Annotated in this window: 12 protein-coding genes; 3 read left to right on the plus strand and 9 right to left on the minus strand. The window is 71.6% G+C overall.

Features of this window, described 5'->3' with window-relative positions:
• Window positions 1–38: 38 nt before the first annotated feature.
• The 3 genes from FHT37_RS20805 to FHT37_RS20815 all read left to right on the plus strand — a co-directional run bounded on the left by FHT37_RS20805 (window position 39) and on the right by FHT37_RS20815 (window position 3,249).
• Window positions 39–1,178, plus strand: a complete 1,140-nt coding sequence (locus tag FHT37_RS20805) for a sensor histidine kinase (RefSeq protein ID WP_255489867.1) — start codon at window positions 39–41, stop codon at window positions 1,176–1,178.
• Window positions 1,179–1,251: 73 nt separating this feature from the next.
• The gene (locus FHT37_RS20810) at window positions 1,252–2,037 is read left to right on the plus strand and encodes a LytTR family DNA-binding domain-containing protein (protein ID WP_183484032.1); all 786 of its coding nucleotides are present in this window, start codon (window positions 1,252–1,254) and stop codon (window positions 2,035–2,037) included.
• 78 nt (window positions 2,038–2,115) lie between these two features.
• Window positions 2,116–3,249 (plus strand): GGDEF domain-containing protein, encoded by a 1,134-nt coding sequence (locus FHT37_RS20815; RefSeq protein WP_183484034.1) that lies wholly within the window; start codon window positions 2,116–2,118, stop codon window positions 3,247–3,249.
• Between the two features lie 19 nt (window positions 3,250–3,268).
• On the opposite strand, the gene FHT37_RS20820 is transcribed toward FHT37_RS20815, so the two are convergent.
• The 9 genes from FHT37_RS20820 to FHT37_RS20860 all read right to left on the minus strand — a co-directional run bounded on the left by FHT37_RS20820 (window position 3,269) and on the right by FHT37_RS20860 (window position 17,421).
• Complete coding sequence (locus FHT37_RS20820; RefSeq protein ID WP_183484036.1) at window positions 3,269–4,516, minus strand: nucleoside recognition domain-containing protein; 1,248 nt, start codon at window positions 4,514–4,516, stop codon at window positions 3,269–3,271.
• Between the two features lie 107 nt (window positions 4,517–4,623).
• On the minus strand, window positions 4,624–5,616 hold the full coding sequence (locus tag FHT37_RS20825) for an HD-GYP domain-containing protein (protein ID WP_091730997.1): 993 nt from the start codon (window positions 5,614–5,616) through the stop codon (window positions 4,624–4,626).
• Entirely contained in the window at window positions 5,613–8,699 is a 3,087-nt protein-coding gene (locus FHT37_RS20830; protein ID WP_183484039.1) for an MHYT domain-containing protein, read from the minus strand. Before FHT37_RS20830 ends, FHT37_RS20825 begins: the two co-directional genes overlap by 4 nt.
• Before the next feature lie 177 nt (window positions 8,700–8,876).
• Window positions 8,877–9,659, minus strand: a complete 783-nt coding sequence (locus tag FHT37_RS20835; RefSeq protein WP_183484041.1) for a MetQ/NlpA family ABC transporter substrate-binding protein — start codon at window positions 9,657–9,659, stop codon at window positions 8,877–8,879.
• 96 nt (window positions 9,660–9,755) lie between these two features.
• On the minus strand, window positions 9,756–10,439 hold the full coding sequence (locus tag FHT37_RS20840) for a methionine ABC transporter permease (RefSeq protein WP_183484044.1): 684 nt from the start codon (window positions 10,437–10,439) through the stop codon (window positions 9,756–9,758).
• Window positions 10,436–11,443 carry a methionine ABC transporter ATP-binding protein gene (locus FHT37_RS20845; RefSeq protein WP_183484047.1) on the minus strand — a complete coding sequence of 336 codons (1,008 nt, stop codon included), beginning with the start codon at window positions 11,441–11,443 and terminating at the stop codon, window positions 10,436–10,438. The genes FHT37_RS20840 and FHT37_RS20845 overlap by 4 nt, the downstream gene beginning before the upstream one ends.
• A gap of 191 nt (window positions 11,444–11,634) precedes the next feature.
• Entirely contained in the window at window positions 11,635–12,228 is a 594-nt protein-coding gene (locus tag FHT37_RS20850; RefSeq protein WP_183484050.1) for a hypothetical protein, read from the minus strand.
• 133 nt (window positions 12,229–12,361) lie between these two features.
• Window positions 12,362–13,237, minus strand: a complete 876-nt coding sequence (locus FHT37_RS20855) for a carbon-nitrogen hydrolase family protein (RefSeq protein ID WP_091731025.1) — start codon at window positions 13,235–13,237, stop codon at window positions 12,362–12,364.
• Window positions 13,234–17,421: a YhdP family protein gene (locus FHT37_RS20860; RefSeq protein ID WP_183484053.1), complete on the minus strand. Its 4,188-nt coding sequence runs from the start codon at window positions 17,419–17,421 to the stop codon at window positions 13,234–13,236. The genes FHT37_RS20855 and FHT37_RS20860 overlap by 4 nt, the downstream gene beginning before the upstream one ends.
• Window positions 17,422–17,458 lie beyond the last annotated feature (37 nt).

The following is a 17,458-nucleotide window of genomic DNA, read 5'->3' on the forward strand; positions in this document are numbered from 1 at the left end:
GGGCGGCCGGCGATCGACCGCTTCCTACACTGCAGCGCATGACTCCCGCCCCGTCCCGACCGCTCTGGCGCGATGCCCGTCGCCTGCGTGCCTCCTGGCATGCCTGGATCAGCAACGATGTCCAGCCCAGCGGCCCCGCCTGGATGCAATGGGTCTGGACCCTGGTCTTCTGCGCCGCGCTCTCGGCCGGCTTCACCGTGCTGGGGTTCGTCATGAACTTCCGGGTGGTGGACTGGTTCGACCTGCGCCTCTGGGGATGGTGGTACGGGAAGAACCTGACGGTGTGCCTCACCATCGGCGTGGTCATCCAGGTGCTCTTCGCGATCCTGACGCCGCGCCTGGGCGGTCGCGCCCGCATCCGCCAATGGAGCGACTGGCGCCGCACGCTGTTCTTCTCCGGCGTGCCCATCCTCGGCACCGTGATCGGCTGGCTGCCCGGCATGTGGCTCGCGGGGCTCACCTCCTGGGTCCGGCTGGACTGGGCGCAGGGCGGCAAGGTCATCGGCATCACCTCGGTGCTGTCGCTGGGCATCACCTTCGTGCTGCATCACTGGTTCGCGTCGAAGAACCGGCAGCTCAAGGCCGAGCGCCGCGCCACCGAGGCCCAGCTGCGCCTGCTGCAGGGCCAGATCGAGCCGCATTTCCTGTTCAACACGCTGGCCAACGTCCACTCGCTGATCGACTACGACGCGGCCAAGGCCAAGGACATGCTGGGCGCCTTCACGGCCTATCTGCGGGCCTCGCTCGGTGGCCTGCGGCGCGAGAGCGGCCCGCTGGAGGACGAGCTCGCGCTGGCCGAGGCCTACCTGACGGTGCTGCGCACGCGCATGGAGGACCGGCTGCGCTTCGAGGTCCATGCCACCCCTGAGGCCCGCGCGGTGATGCTGCCGCCGATGCTGCTGCAGCCGCTGGTGGAGAACGCGGTGCACCACGGCCTGGAGCCAAAGATCGACGGCGGGACGGTCCAGGTCGATGCGGCGCTGCGCGCCGGCTTCCTGGTCGTCGAGGTCCGGGACGACGGCGTGGGGCCGGGCGCGTCGCGCCGCGCGGGCAACGGCATCGCCCTGTCCAACCTGCGCGAGCGCTTGATGACGCATTACGGCGACCGTGCCTCGCTGGACCTGGTGGCCGCCGAGCCGGGATGCCTCGTCACGCTGCGCGTGCCGCTGGACGGCTGAACGTCGCCACCGCCACTGCCCTGCCGCCCTCATTCGCTGCGTCCTTCGCTCCCTTCCATTCGCCTCTCCGACCATGACCGCACCCACCGCCTTGATCGCCGACGACGAACCCCACCTGGCCCGCGCGCTCGCTGCGCAGCTGGCCGCCGTCTGGCCCGAGCTGAACGTCGTCCACGTCGCCCGCAACGGTTCGGAGGCGGCAGAGCGGATCGCCGCGCTGCGGCCGGACCTGGCCTTCCTCGACATCCAGATGCCGGGCCTGACCGGCCTGGAAGTCGCCGAGGGCATCGAGGGCGCGACCCGCGTCGTCTTCGTCACCGCCTATGACCAGTACGCGGTGCAGGCCTTCGAGCAGGAAGCGATCGACTACGTGCTCAAGCCGGTGGAGCCGGAGCGGCTGGGCCGCACGGTCGAGCGCATCCGGCGCGCGCTCGCGAAGCCGGAGGCCGACGGCGACGCGGCGCTCGACGCCCGGTTGCTGGCGGCGCTGCGCACGCTGCACGCGCCCGCGGGCGGCGGTGCCCGGCCCGCCGGCCCGCTGCGCTGGGTCCGCGCGACGCAGGGCGACCTGATGCACCAGGTCTGCGTCGACGACGTGCTGTTCTTCCGCGCCGACGACAAGTACACCTGTGTCCAGACCGCCGAGGCCGAATACCTGATCCGCACGCCGATCCACGAGCTGGTCGCGCAGCTGGACGGCGAGCGCTTCTGGCAGGTGCATCGCTCGACCATCGTCAACCTGGACCATGTGGCCGGCACGCGGCGCGACGAACTGAGCCGGCTGTTCGTCCGCGTGCGCGGGCATGCGAGCGAGCTGCCGGTCAGCCGCGCCTACGTCCACCTCTTCCGGTCGATGTGAACGGCGGGGCGCGCACCGCGCCCGCGACCGGCCAGCGGCGGCCCGCCTGTCATCGGCGCCGCCTACACTGCCGGCCTCATGCAGCTCGATCCCCGCTCGATCACCGTCATGACCGCGCTGATGGCGGCGGTCCTGGGGCTGGTGCTGCTCGGGGTGCGGCGCAACTATCCGTCGACGATCCACGGGCTGCTGCCCTGGGCGATGGCGCCGATGACCTGCGCCTTCGCCGCCGGTGTCTACGCGCTGCAGGGGCTGTGGCCCGAATTCGTCGTCGCGCAGACCGGCAACGCGCTGCTGCTGACGGGCTGCGGGCTCTTCTATTTCGGCTCGCAGCGTTTCTTCGGCCGGCCGGTGAGCTGGCGGCTGTGGGGCGCGATCGCGCTGCTGAGCCTGGCGGTGCTGACCTGGTTCCTGATCCGGCCCGACTACCGCGTGCGCATGGTCGTGTTCACCGGGACGATGACGGCCTGCGTGCTGGCGCACGCGCGGCTGGTCCTGCGGGACGGCCGCGGCTTCGCGGCGCGCCTGATCGCGGGCACGCTGCTGCTGCAGGCGGCCGTGCTGGTCGGCCGCGGCCTGGCGAGCTTCTGGGTGGACGGGGCGCAGTCCTCGCGCTTCGCGATGACGACGGTGCAGACCGCCTACATCGCCAGCTACTGCTTCAGCGTGCTGCTGCTGAGCGTGGGCGTCCTGCTGATGGCCAGCGAGCGGGTGCGCGAGGAATTCGAGCTGCTCGCCACCCGCGACGCGCTGACCGGCGCGCTGACGCGCCGCGCGGTGCTGCAGGCCGGCGGCGAGGAATTCGACCGCTGGCGTCGCTACGGCCAGCCGCTGTCGCTGGTGCTGCTGGACATCGACCACTTCAAGCAGGTCAACGACCGACACGGCCACCAAGCCGGCGACCGGGTGCTGAGCGGCGCGGTGGCGGCGATGCGCGGGGAACTGCGGGTGAACGACCGGCTGGGTCGTTATGGCGGCGAGGAGTTCGTGATCCTGCTGCCGTCCACCGACGCCGAGGCGGCGCGCGCCTCGGCCGAGCGCGTGCGCGCGGCGCTGGCCGCGCATGCGCCGGAGCCCGGCATCCCGCCGTGCTCGGCCAGCCTGGGCGTGGCCTGGGCGCAGCCCGGGGACACCAGCCTGGACGCGCTGCTCGCGCGCGCCGACGCGGCGCTCTATCGCGCCAAGGCCAACGGGCGCAACCGGGTGGAGTGAGGCGCGCCCGTCGCGCGGCTCACTTGAAGAACCAGTAGCCCACCAGGATCGCGCCGACCAGGCCCACCGCGTCCGCGAGCAGGCCGCAGCTCAGCGCATAACGCGTCTTCTTGATGTTGACGCTGCCGAAGTAGACGGCCAGCACGTAGAAGGTCGTCTCGGTCGAGCCCTGGATGATCGCGGCCAGCTTGCCCTCGAAGCTGTCCACGCCATAGGTCTTGAGCACGTCCACCATCAGGCCGCGCGCGCCGCTGCCCGACAGCGTCTTCATCAGCCCCACCGGCAGCGCCGGCACGAAGTCGGTGGGCAGGCCCAGCGCCGCCACGCCCGCCGCGATGCCCTGGACGACGAAGTCCATGCAGCCCGTCGTGCGGAACACCGAGATCGCCACCAGGATCGCGATCAGGTAGGGAATGATCTGGACCGCGACGCCGAAACCTTCCTTGGCGCCCTCGACGAAAGCCTCGTAGACGTTGACGCGGCGCCAGGCGCCGACCGCGATGAACATCACGATGATGCTCAGGATCACGCCGCTGCCCAGCAGCCCGATGTACTGCGACATTACCTCCGGCGGATAGCTGTGCAGCCAGCCGAAGACCGCGGCCATGATCGCGATGAAGCCGCCGACGAACACCAGCACCGGCGCGCTGAACAGGTTGATGCGCTGCACCCATGCCACCGCGACCAAGCCCGACATGAAGGAGATGAAGGTCGCGATCAGCGTGGGCAGGAAGATGTCCGCGGCGTTGAAGCCGACCAGGCCCTGGTCCACCGCCATCGCCTGGCGGATCGCGATCACCGAGGTCGGGATCAGCGTGATGCCGGCGGTGTTCAGCACCAGGAACATGATCATCGCGTTCGACGCGGTGTCCTTCCGCGGATTCAGCTCCTGCAGCTCCTTCATCGCCTTGAGCCCGAGCGGCGTGGCGGCGTTGTCCAGCCCCAGCATGTTGGCCGAGAAGTTCATCACCATCGAGCCGCCGGCCGGATGGCCGCGCGGCACCTCGGGGAAGATCCTCGCGAAGAACGGTCCCATCGCGCGGGCGAAGAGCTGGATCACGCCGGCGGTCTCGCCGACCTTCATCAGGCCCAGCCACAGGCTCATCACGCCGACCAGGCCGAGCGAGATGTCGAAGCCGGTCTTGGCGGTGTCGAAGATGCCGGTCAGCACCTGCGTGAAGATGGTCAGGTCGCCCTGGAACAGCCGCGCCAGCGCGACCGCGAAGCCGATCAGGAAGAACCCGATCCAGATGAAGTTCAGCACCATGGGCGCGGATTATTCCGGGCCGCGGCGATGCCGGGCGCTGCGCACGCCCGGTGTTGCGGGAATGCGAGCATCACGATCTGGCGGGCGGCCATAACCGGCCGCGGGGCCTAGCCTTCCTCCAGGAAGCGGTCCCGCACCTCCAGCACCTGCGGCAGCACGCCGATGAACAGCTCCACCAGCGCCGGATCGAAGTGTCGGCCGGCCTGCGCGCGCAGGTGCGCCACCGCCTGCTCCACCGGCCAGGCCGGCTTGTAGGGGCGGATGCTGGTCAGCGCGTCGAAGACGTCGGCGATCGCGACGATGCGGGCGTCCTGCGGGATGGACTCCCCGGCCAGGCCCTCGGGATAACCGCTGCCGTCCCATTTCTCGTGATGGGCCAGCGCGATGCGCCGCGCCATGCCGAGCAGGCCGGTCGCCTGATCGCCCAGGATCTCGGCGCCGATGGCCGGATGGCGGCGCATCACCATCCATTCCGCCTCGGTCAGCGGACCCGGCTTCTGCAGGATCGCGTCCGGGATGCCGAGCTTGCCGACGTCATGCATGGGCGCGGCATGCAGCAGGTCGTCGGCGTCCTGGTCGGTCCAGCCGGCCGCCAGCGCCAGCAGCTGGGCGTAGTGGCTCATCCGCACGACGTGCCAGCCGGTCTCGTTGTCCTTGTACTCGGCGGCGCGGCCCAGGCGCTGCACGATCTGCAGCCGGGTCTCGCGCAGTTCGTCCGCGCGCACCAGCGACAGGTGGGTCCGCACCCGCGCCCGCACCACCGGCGGGCTGACCGGCTTGGTGATGTAGTCGACCGCGCCGGCCTCGAAGCCCTCGGTCTCGTCGCTGGTGTCGGCCAGCGCGGTGACGAAGATCACCGGCGTGCGCCGCGTCGCCGGCTGCGACTTGAGCACGCGGCAGACATCCAGCCCGGAGAGCCCCGGCATCATGATGTCCAGCAGGATCAGCTGCGGCGCCTCGCTCTTCGCGAGCTCCAGGGCCTTCTGGCCGTCGCGGGCGAACAGCAGCCGGTAGTCGTCCTGCAGCACATGCCGCAGGACCTGCAGGTTGGCGGGCTCGTCGTCGACGAGCAGCAGCTTGGGACGGTGATCGGCGTTCACGACAGGCCTTGCGGGGCATTCGGCGTGCTCAGCCGGGTGCGCAGCGACTGCAGCAGCAGCAGGGCGGCGTCGAAGTCGAAGTCGTCCAGCGCGCGCGTCAAGGGCCCCAGCGCCTCGGCGCCGAGCGCCAGCCGCAGCGCGCTCAGCGACTCGTCGTCGAGTTCGCTGCGCTTGAGCGCGGCCGCCAGGCGGTCCACCAGCTGCTTCGAGGCGCGCAGGTCGCGCGCGGCCGCCTCGGCCGACGGATCGGCGGGCCGATCGGCCGACATCGGCATCGGCGCGCTGGCCGCGAAGCCCGAGGGCCGGCCATCCAGCTCCGCGACCGCGTCCAGCGTGTCCTGCAGCGTCAGCGCCAGCGTGTCGACCAGCGCCATCAGATCCTCTTCGCGCCCCAGGCGCAGGGCGGTCTCGACCGGCTGCGCGTGGGCGAGCAGCCGCGGCATCGCCAGGCTGCCGGCCACGCCGCGCCAGCGGTGCACCAGCCCGCGCAGTTCGATCCACTGCCGCGCCTGCGTCAGCTGGTGCAGCCGCGCGACGCCTTCGCGCTGTTCCTCGGCGAAGCGGCGCAGCCCGCGTTGCCACGCGGTGACGCTGCCCCACAGCCGCAGTCCCTGCTGCCAGTCGAGCGGCTCGGTGCCGGGGCCCGCTGAGCCCAGGCCCGCCGCATGGCGTGTCGACGGCGCCGGCCCGGCCTCCCCGGCGCCGCGGCCCGGCGACAGGCCCAGCACCCGAGCGAGTTCGGCGAACAGCCGGGCCGGCTCCACCGGCTTGACCGCGAAGCCGTCCATGCCGGCGGCCAGCGCCGCCTGCCGGTCTTCCTCCAGCACGCTGGCCGTCAGCGCGACCACCGGCGTGTGGCCGCGGCCCTGCGCATGCTCGAAGTTGCGGATCCGCCGCGTCGCGCCAAGGCCGTCCAACCCCGGCATGTGCACGTCCATCAGCACCGCGTCGAAGCGCTCGTCGGAGAAGGCCTTCAGCGCCTGCAGCCCGTCGGCGGCGAGCGTGACCTGATGCCCCTCGCGGCCCAGGATCAGCTGCAGCAGCTCGCCGTTCTGCGCGACGTCGTCGGCCACCAGCAGCCGCAGTGGCGGCAGGGCGACGGCCGCTTCGCTCGCCTGGGCCTCGGCGAGCGCCGCGTTGCCGGCCGGCAGCGGCAGCCAGACGTGGAAGGTGCTGCCCTGGCCGAGTTCGCTCTCGACAGTGATGCGGCCGCCCATGCGCTCGACCAGCTGCCGCGAGATGGTGGTGCCCAGGCCGGTGCCGCCGAAGCGGCGCGTCGTCGACGCGTCGGCCTGCGCGAAGGCGTCGAAGATGCGGTCCAGCCGGTCGGGGGCGATGCCGATGCCGGTGTCGACGACGGCCAGGTGGACCTGGCCGCCTTCATGCCGCATGCGCAGCGTGACCACGCCGCGCTCGGTGAACTTGATCGCATTGCCGACCAGGTTCAGCAGCACCTGCTGCACCCGCAGCGGATCGCCCTGGAAGAAGCGCGGCGCGGCGGACGGGTAGTCGAGGTGCAGCACCAGGTTCTTGCGCTGCGCCAGCAGCCGCAGCGAGTTCAGCGCCTGCTCGCAGACGGTGCGCAGCGAGAAGTCGACCGACTCCAGCTCCATCGCGCCCTTGTCGAGCTTGGCGGTGTCCAGGATGTCGTTGAGCAGCGCCAGCAGCGAGCGCGCCGAGCCGCGCACCGTCGTCAGGTGGCGGCGCTGGGCCTCGGTCAGCGTGGTGTCCAGCAGCAGCTCGGTGAAACCGAGGATGGCGTTCATCGGCGTGCGGATCTCGTGGCTCATGTTGGCCAGGAAGGCGCTCTTGGCCGCGGCGGCGGACTCGGCGCGCTCCTTGGCTTCCTCGAGCTGGCGCTGCAGCCGCTTGGGCTCGGTGATGTCGAGGATCACGCCGTCGATCCACTGCGGCGCGCCCTGCGCGTCGCGCACCGCGCGGCCGCGCTCGGAGACCCAGCGCTCGCCGGCGTCGCGGGTGTGGACGCGGTACTCGAGCGCATAGGGCGTGTCGGCGGCGACGGCGGTTTCCACGGCCGCGTTCACCCGCGCCTGGTCGTGGCGATGGATCAGCGCGGCGAAGTGCTGGCGGCCTTCCAGGAAGTCGCGGGCGGTCCAGCCGGTCAGGTCCTCGACGGCGTCGTTGATCAGCAGCATCGACCAGTTCTCGTCCAGGCGGCAGCGGAAGGTCACGCCCGGGCTGTTGGCGATCACGGTGCGGTACTTGGTCTCGCTGTCGCGCAGCGCGGTCTCCATCACCAGCATGCGGCCGCGTTCCTCGACCAGCTCGGTGTTGAGCCGGCGCAGCACCAGCAGGCCATTGGCGCCGGCGGTGATGGCGCTGATGGCCAGCGCCATCACGGTCACGGCCAGGGCGAGCCAGCCGGCGTTCTCGATCGAGGTGTTGCAGGGGCCGTCGGCCAGGCCGACGAAGCGCGCGGCGCCCATCGCCGTGTAATGCATGCCGGCGATGGCGCCGCCCATCACCACGCCGCCCAGCGCGATCGCCCAGGGCCGGCTGAGGCGGCCGGCCAGGCCGAAGCGGATCCACAGCGCGAGCATCGCCAGCAGGACCGCGACCACGATGGAGGCGCCGAACCAGGCGGGGTCGTAGCGCAGCGCGGCGGACATCTCCATCGCCGCCATGCCGGTGTAGTGCATCGTCCCGATGCCGGCGCCGACCAGCACGCCGCCGGCGACCAGGCGCCAGCGGTCGAGTTCGCGGCGCGAGAGCAGGGCCAGCGCGACCCAGGAGGCGATCAGCGCCGGGACCATGGAGGCGGCGGTGACATGGGCGTTGAAGGCGATCTGCGCGCACAGCTGGAAGGCCAGCATGCCGATGAAGTGCATCGACCAGATGCCGCCGCCCAGCGCCAGCGCGCCCGTGGCCAGGATGGACTGGCGACGCCATCCCGTGGCCGGCTTGGCCATGCCGGCGACCTGCAGCGCCAGCGCCGAGGTCAGCGAGGCGACGGCCAGCGACAGCAGCACCAGGGCCCCGTCGTAATGGCCGGTGAGCAGCAGCGTCGGGGCGCCATCGCGAAGCAGGAAGAACTGCGGCAGCGCCGCGGAGAGTTCGGACACGGACGGGCGAGGAGCGGCATCCTGGCGGCGCCATTCCGAGGGACAAGGGAGGAGGCCGCCATGGTGCCAAGAAGCCGGGAAGGCGGCCCGGCACAAATCCTCGATATCCAGCGCCCAAATGAAAGCGCCCCGCGATCGCGGGGCGCTGTACGGAATCAATCCTGGCCGCAGCCGTCGTTAGAAGGCGGGCACCACCGCCCCTTTGTATTGGGCCTGGATGAAGCGCTTGACGGCCTCGCTCTGCAGCGCGGCGGCCAGCTTCTTCACCGCGGGAGCGTTCTGGTTGTCGTCGCGGGTGACCAGCCAGTTGGCGTAGGGCGACTCGCCGCCCTCGATCGCCAGCGCGTCCTTGGCCGGGTTCAGCTTCGCCTCCAGCGCGTAGTTCGTGTTGATCAGCGCCAGGTCCACCTGCGGCAGGATGCGCGGCAGCGTGGCAGCCTCGATCTCACGGAACTTCAGCTTCTTCGGGTTGTCGGCGATGTCCTTGGTCGTCGCCAGGATGTTGGCCTTGTCCTTGAGCTTGATCACGCCGGCCTTGTCCAGAAGCAGCAGCGCGCGGCCGCCGTTGGTCGGGTCGTTGGGGATCGCGACGGTGCCGCCCTCGGGCAGCGCGGCCAGCGTCTTGTGCTTGGTCGAATACGCGCCGAACGGCTCCACATGCACCGCCGCGACGGCCACCAGCCGCGTGCCCTTGCCCTTGTTGAACTCGTTCAGGTAGGGCTTGTGCTGGAAGAAATTGGCGTCCAGACGCTTCTCGGCCACCTGCACGTTGGGCTGGACGTAGTCGGTGAAGACCTTGACCTCGAGCTCCACGCCCTGCTTGGCCAGCTCCGGCTTGACCAGGTTCAGGATCTCGGCGTGCGGCACCGCGGTGGCGGCGACGCTCAGCTTCTCGGCGGAGGCGGTGCCGGCGGTGGCCAGCGACAGGGCCGCGACGGTGGCGGCGAACAGCTTCTTCATGCTTGCAAACTCCTCTGAGGAATGATGCCGCTCGCCTGCTTGGGGCGATCGGCGCTGAAAAGGGGGGAGGCGGGGTCTGGTCGATGCCGGACGGGCTCAGCGGTGCGACACGCGGGTCACCAGCCAGTCGCCCAGCATCTGCAGCAGTTGCACCAGCACCAGCAGCAGCACCACGGTCACGACCATGACCTCGGTCTGGAAACGCTGGTAGCCGAAGCGGATGGCCAGGTCGCCCAGGCCGCCGCCGCCGATGACGCCCGACATGGCCGTGTAGCCGACCAGCGTGATCGCGGTGACGGTGAGCGCCGAGACGATGCCGGGCAGCGCCTCGGGCAGCAGCGCCTGGACGACGATCTGGCGGGTGCTGGCGCCCATGGCCAGGCCGGCCTCGACGATGCCGCGGTCGACGCCGCGCAGCGCGGTTTCCACCAGCCGTGCCAGGAAGGGCGTCGCGCCGACGACCAGCGGCGGGATCGCGCCGGCCACGCCCAGCGAGGTGCCGGTCACCAGCAGCGTGAACGGGATCAGCACGATCAGCAGGATCACGAACGGCAGCGAGCGCAGCACGTTCACCACCAGCGACAGCAGCGCGTACAGCCGCGGCGAGGACACCAGCCGACCGCGGTCGAACAGGTACAGGGCGATGCCCAGCGGCAGGCCCAGCAGCGCGGTGAAGAGCAGCGAACCGCCCAGCATCAGCAGCGTGTCGCCGCTGGCGGTGGCGATCTCGGGCCAGTCGATGGTCCGCAGGGTCTCGATCAGGGAGGGCGTGAGGCTCATGCGCGCAGCTCCTCGACCTGCACGCCGCGCTCGGCCAGCAGCTGGCGGGCGGCCTGGCGATCACCGCCGCTGACGGCGATGGTCAGCTGGCCGTAGGGCTGCCGCTTGATGCGGTCGATGCGGCCGGCCAGGATGCCGAAATCCAGGTTCGCGCGGCGGGCGACCTCGCCCAGCAGCGGCTCGTAGGTGCGCTCGCCGAAGAAGGTCAGGCGCCACAGGCTGCCGGCGACATGCGCGTAGTCGTCGCGCTGCTCGCCCTCGTCGACATGCTCGGCCGCCAGCACGAAACGCCGCGCCGTGTCCGAGCGCGGATGCAGGAAGACCTGCGCCACGGGGCCGAGCTCGACGATGCGGCCACCTTCCAGCACCGCGACGCGGTCGCAGACGCGGCGCACCACGTCCATCTCGTGGGTGATCAGCACGATGCTCAGCTTCAGCTCCTCGTTGAGCTCGGCGAGCAGGTCCAGGATCGAGCGGGTGGTTTCGGGGTCGAGGGCGCTGGTGGCCTCGTCGCAGAGCAGCACCTGCGGGTCCAGCGCCAGTGCGCGGGCGATGCCGACGCGCTGCTTCTGGCCGCCGGAGAGCTGGGCCGGATACTTGTCCGCCTGGTCGGACAGGCCGACGCGGGCGAGCAGCTGCTGCACGCGCGGCGCGATGCGCGCGGCCTCCCAGCCGGCGATGCGCAGCGGCCAGGCGACGTTCTGCGCGACGGTGCGCGAGCTCAGCAGGTTGAAGTGCTGGAAGATCATCGCGATCTTCTGGCGGGCGGCGCGCAGGCCGGCCGCGTCCAGCGCCTGCAGGTCCCGGCCGGCCACCACCACGCGACCGCTGTCCGGGCGCTCCAGCAGGTTGATCACCCGCAGCAGCGTGCTCTTGCCGGCGCCCGAGGCACCGATGATCCCGAACACTTCTCCCGGTTCCACCCGCAGGTCGATGCCCTGGAGCGCCGGCACGCGGCGACCCTCGACCTCATAGGATTTGTGCAGCTGTTGGAGTTCGATCACGGACGAAAGACGGACGCTCGCGCCAGCTGGCCGCCGTTCGGGACCTTTTGCCGACATGCGCCTTTTTGGGGCGGAAAGCCGTGATGCTTAGGGATAACCCGGCCGTTGGCAAGCAATCAATGCTTATATGCATATGCCGGGGTGGGAATTCCGCTGAATTCTTATATCGGGAAGGCGGGGTTTCCTGCCGTCTAGGCCGGGAGGGAGAGGGACGCGAGGTCGCGGATCAGGTCCGCGATGTTGTTGCGCAGCGCGGCCTCGGTGGCGATGCGCAACTGCTCCGAGGGGTTCAGGCTGTCGTCGACGCCCGCCTTCTGCGTCGTGCGCAGCGTGCGCTGGTACAGCACCTTGCCGCCGCCGGCGGCGCGCTCCGTCAGCGTGTAGCGGACCGAGATCGCCACCTCCGGCAGCACCGGCACATTCGGCTGCGCCAGCGCCAGCACCTCGACCTGCAGCTGGTAGCGGCCGGTGTCCGGTACGTCCGGCATCAGGCCCAGGCGCCGCAGCGATTCCTGGTAGGTCTGGTTCAGCGTCATCGCGTTGATGCGGCTGCCCCACCAGCGCGAGGTCTCCTGGCCGCCGCTCACCGGCAGCAGGTCGATGTTGCGCCGCAACTGCGGGCTCAGCCAGGAGCGCAGCTGCAGCGACTCCATGTCGGTCAGCGAGGACTCCAGCGGCCGCGCCGGCGTGCCGCAGCCCGCCAGCAGCGCGCAGGCCATGGCGGCCAGCAGCGCCGGCATGGAGCGAAGAGGGCGGGCAGGGCGGCGGTCGATCATGCCGGGCATCTTGCCTCCAGGAAGCGGCCGCCGATCGCCCGATCTGAACCGGATTCCGGCGCCGGATCGCAGGACCGGATCGCAGGACCGGAACGCGGACGCGCTCGCGGGCCTGCTCACGGAACGCGGCCGCAGCCGCGTCTCAGAGCCGACGGTGCTGCAGCGCCGGCAGTTGCTCGCGCACCTGCGCGATGCGCGCCGGGTCGAGGCGTGCGATCGCCAGGCCCTCGCCCTCGGGCAGGCAGGCCAGCACTTCGCCCCAGGGATCGACGATGAGGCTGTGGCCCCAGGTGCGGCGTCCGTTCTCGTGCGTGCCCCCCTGGGCCGCGGCGATGACGTAGGCCTGGTTCTCGACCGCGCGGGCGCGCAGCAGCAGCTCCCAATGCGCCTGGCCGGTCGTGTAGGTAAAGGCCGCCGGCACGCTGATGAGGTCAAGCGGCCGGGGGCCGCCGAAGCTCATCGCGCGGAAGAGCTCGGGGAAGCGCAGGTCGTAGCAGATGGACAGGCCCACGCGCAGCGTGGGGCCGTCGGCGATCGGCGCGTCGAAGCTCACCGGCGCCTCGCCGGCCTGGAGCACGCGGGCCTCGTCGTAGCGCTCGCGGCCGTTGTCGTAGCAGAAGAGGTGCAGCTTGTCGTAGCGCGCGGCCATCGTGCCGTCCGGCGCGAAGACGCAGGTGGTGTTGCGCACCCGCTCGGCGGGCAGGGCCGCGCCGTCGATCGCCATCGGCAAGGTGCCGCCGAGGATCCACACGCCGTGCGCGCGCGCCGCCCGGCGCAGCGCGCCCTGGATGGGCGCGTCGACGTCCCCGGGCCGCTCGGCGTAGGGCAGCTTGTCGGTGTCCTTGTGGCCCATGAGGCAGAAGTACTCGGGCAGCGACACCAGCCGCGCGCCCTGGCGCGCCGCCTCGCCGATCCAGTGGGCGGCGCGCTCGAGGTTCTCCTCCAGCCGCGGGCCGGAGACCATCTGGATCGCGGCGATCGTGACCGGCGGCGCCGCCTGCGGGGTCGAGGTGCTCATTGGACGGACTCTCCTTGCGCGGTGGTGGCGTTGTTGTAGCTGCCCTGCGGCTGCGCACGGCGCGGCAGCTGCTCGATGCGCGGATCGGACCAGGTGCCGGTGACGCGGAACTCCTCGGAGTTGGCCGCCGCCAGCGGCTTGCGCAGCAGCCACTGGGCCAGGAAGGCGCCCAGGCCGATGGCCGGATTCACCGCCGCGTAGGCGAGCGCCGCGCCGCCGGCATTGATCTCGGGCAGCACCAGCACATGCAGGTCCTGGGTCTCGGCCGCCAGATCGGCGCTGCCTTCCATCAGCACCGCCGCCTGCAGGCCCTTCATGCGCAGGTTGTCGCTGCGCGCGACGCCCTTGGCGATGCGGATGTCGCCGGTGACGTTGTCGAAGGCGAAACCTTCTGAGAAGACGTCGCGGAAGTCCAGCATCAGCCGCCGCGGGATGGACTGCAGGCTGAGCACGCCCAGCAGCCGGCCCACGCCGGGCTCGGCCTTGAGGAACTGCCCCGATTCCATCGAGACGTTGAGCTGGCCGCTCATGCTGGCGTAGTCCGGCGACATCGGCGAGCCCTGCCACGCCACCTGGCCGGTGAGCACGCCCTTGCCGCCGCGCAGCACCTGGCCCTGGCCGAGCCGCTCCAGCAGCTTGCCGGCGTCGGCGACGTCCATCTTCCAGTCGAGCTCGGTGCGGCGCAGCGCCTGGCCGGGTTCGGGCGCCCACTTGCCGGAAGCGCTCAGCGTCGCGTCGGGGCTCTTGAGCACCAGCCGGTTGAGCTTCCAGTCGCGGGCCTCGCTCTGCTGCTGGGCATCGATCTCGAGCCGGCCCAGGCGCTTGCCACGCAGCTCGAAGTCCTCGACGACGATGTCCAGCGCCGGCACCGAGCGCGGCTGCTTGTCGAGCAGCTGCTCGACGGAATCGGCATCGCTCTTGGGCACCGAGAGCCGCGAGAGCCGGGCGAAGACCCGGCCCGGCTGGTCCGGCCTGGCCGCGCGGACCTCGATCAGGCCGCTGAGCTGCTGCGCATCGACCGACACGCGCCAGCCCGCGCCGGCGTCGTGGGAGATGCCCGCCGTCACGCCGTTGAGCGTGCGGCCCGCCACCTGCAGCGTCTGCGCCTTCAGCGTCAGCTGCGTCGGCGCGTAGCCGCCCTCGGCCGCGCCCTCGAGCTCGGCGCCGGCCTTCGCGCCGGTCAGGCCCGGCAGCGCGGTCTGCCAAGCGTCGGCATTGAACTGGTCGAAGCTGGCGCGCGCCGTCACGCCCTGCGCGGGCAGCTCGGGCGCGCGCTCGCGCACCGCGATGGCGCCGCGCAGCACCTTGGCCTCGTGGGTCACGTCGCGCTGGTACAGCGCCTGCAGCGGGCCGGCCTCGACGCGCAATTCATCGCGCAGGGCCGCGCCGGCCGGCGCCAGCGCCTTGGTGGCGATGCGCATCGGCCAGGCCTCCTCGGCCGCCTTGTGCATCGGCGCCGGCAGGTTCACCGCGATGCCCTGCAGCGGGCTGGTCACGGCGATCTCGGTCTGCCCGTTCTTGAGCACGCCCAGCTCGAAGCGCACCGCCGCCTGGCCAGTCATCACCGACGCCGCTTGCTGCAGCCCCAGCTCCGGCGCATTGCGCAGCGCCTCGGCCGTGACCGTGCCTTGCGCGGCAAAGCGCATCGTGCCGTCGGGCAGGCTGCCGCCATCGAAGCTGGCGTCGCCGCCCAGCACGCGCGCCTGGCCGCCGCGGATCTGCAGGCCCTTCTGGTCGAAGCTGACCTGCGCGCGGGCCTGGCCCAGCAGCGGCGTGTCGGGCCGGATGCGGACGTCGTTGCCGGTCAAGGTGACCAGGCCCTTGACCGTCGTGTCGTCGACATGCATCAGCGGCAGCCGCAGATTGAGCTTCAGCGCCATCGGACCGGTCGCGGTGGTCGTGTCCAGCACGTGGCTGGTGAGCGCCGCCACCGGCGAGGCCTTCACGTAGCGCAGCGCGTCGGCGAGCGCCCCGCGCGCCTGGCCGTCGATCTCCAGCACCGGCGCGTGGTGGTACAGGTCGGCGATGGACCCTTGCACGTTGACCAGGTCCACGCCCATCAGCCGGGCCTTGGCGTTGCGGATGCTCATCGCGGCGCGGTCGAAGACCAGCTCGGCGTCGAGCTGCTCCATCGCCGGCCACGGCGACTGGAAGGCGGGCAGTTCGCCCTCGGCCGGATGGCTGGGCACGTAGGCCAGCGTCAGGCCGCGGACCTGCCCCGACACCCGGAACTGCCCCTTGCTGCGCGGCGCGTCGAAGGGGAAGTCGATCAGGTCGCCCTGCAGGCGCACCTGGATGCGGTGCACCGTGCCGTCGCGGATGGCGTCGCGCACGTAGCGCCGCGCGTCGTGGCCCATCGAGGCCGGCAGGTAGCGCAGCACGCGCGGGGCCCGGATCTCGTCGATGCGGCCGGTGAGGTCGAGGCGGCCGTGGTCATGCGGACGCTTGCCGTCACCGCTCTGCCAGCTGCCGTCGACCTCGGCGTGCAGGTCGTCGTTGCTGAAGCGCACGTCGTTGAACTGCACCGTCCAGCGCGTGGCGGGCTCGGCCGGCGCCGACGCGGCGGTAGCCACCGCCGAGGCCGCGGCCAGCGGACGCGTCGCCGGCAGGGACAAGGGACCGGGCGCCGGCGCGCGCTTGGCCCCGCCGACCGCCACCGGGCGCTGCGCGCGCCACTGCACGCTGGCCTGCGCCTGCTTGAGCGGGACCGTCGCTTCCTCGAAGACGCCGGGCAGCGTCACGTCGCCGTCGGTCACGGCCAGGGTCGCGCTGCCGCCCTGGTCGGTGGCCTCGAACTGCAGGTCGGCGCCGCGCACGCCGGGTCGGCCGGTCGGCGGCGAGGAGGCGGGATCCGACGGCGGCTCCGGCGTCGCGGCCGCCAGCTGCAGGCCCTGCAGCCGGCCCTTGGCGCGATAGCTGCGCGGCGCGTCGAGCGGGCCGTCCCAGTGCAGCTGCAGCGCATTGAGCAGGCCGCCCGGTTTCATGTCGGCGATCAACTGGCGCTGAGCCTCGGCGAGCGGCAGGCGGGCCAGGATCTGCGCGCCCAGCGCCAGGTCCAGCTGCTGCGCCTGGAAGTCGCCGCCGGTGATGGTGCCGGTCCGCGCGTCGCGCTTGACCTCGAGCGCCCAGTCCGAGCGCGGCCAGTCCAGCCCGTCCCCCGCCTGGAAGCCCAGCTGCTTCGCTTCCAGCGAGAGCGATTGCGGAGTCTGCTTCAGCACCAGCCGCCCGCCGATCCGCGCCAGCGCCAGCTCCGGCAGGCCGGGCGCGACGCGCAGCTTCACCGCGCGCAGGCCCATGTCCAGCGTCAGGCTGCGCGGCTCGCCGCGGTCCACGTCCAGCCAGGCGCGCAGGGCGCCGTCGCCCTCGTTGAGCTCGAAGGGCAGGTCCACGTAGCGGCGCAGCTCGCTGACGTCGGTGCGCGGCAGGTGGGCGAAGAGCTGGCCGCTCCAGCGCTGCACCGCGCCGGGCCGGTCCAGCAGCGACTGGGTGAACTCGCCGCGCAGCGTGAAGCGCTCGCCCCAGCCGGCCGGCGGCGTGGCGTCCAGCCGCAGCCGGTGGCGGCGCAGGCCGTTGCGCAGCACCAGGTTGAGGTCGAAGAGCTCCAGCGGTGGCGCGGCGCGCAGGTCGTCGACCCAGCGGATGCGGCCATGGAGGATGACGAACTCGTGCTGCTCGAAGAACCAGTCGGTGGCCGCTTCGGAGGCCTGCGTGTCCGAGGGGCCGTCGACGCTGAGGCCGGCCACGAAGACCCGGCCCTGCGCGTCGCGGCGCAGCAGCAGCTCGGGGCTGTCCAGCAGCAGTTGGGAGAAGCGCAGTTCGAAGGCCAGCAGCGAGCGCGGCGACAGCGCGGCGCTGACGCGGGGCAGGTGCAGCGCTTCGCGGCCGGAGGCCTCGACGATGCGCACGTCGCGCAGGTCCAGCGTGGGGATCCAGCCCGACGATCGGGCGCTGATGGCGCCGATCTTCACGGGTACCCCCAATGCCTGGGTGGCTTGCTTTTCGAGCTGGGGCCGCCAGTCGTCGATGTGCGGCAGAATCGCCCAGTGCAATGCCAGCCAGGCCGCGATCAGCAGGGAGAACAGGCCCAGCGAAGCCAGACCGAGCCAGAGGGCGCAGCGTGCCCACCAGCGTCGCTTCGCGACCGCGGAACCGGAGTCAGAACTGGTGACGGCGGACGAAGACATGTAAGAGGGGACGGCGGTCGCCGAATCTAGCACAGCC

It is taken from the genome of Mitsuaria sp. BK037 (assembly GCF_014193045.1).
In the GTDB taxonomy this organism is placed as follows: Bacteria; Pseudomonadota; Gammaproteobacteria; order Burkholderiales; family Burkholderiaceae_C; genus Roseateles.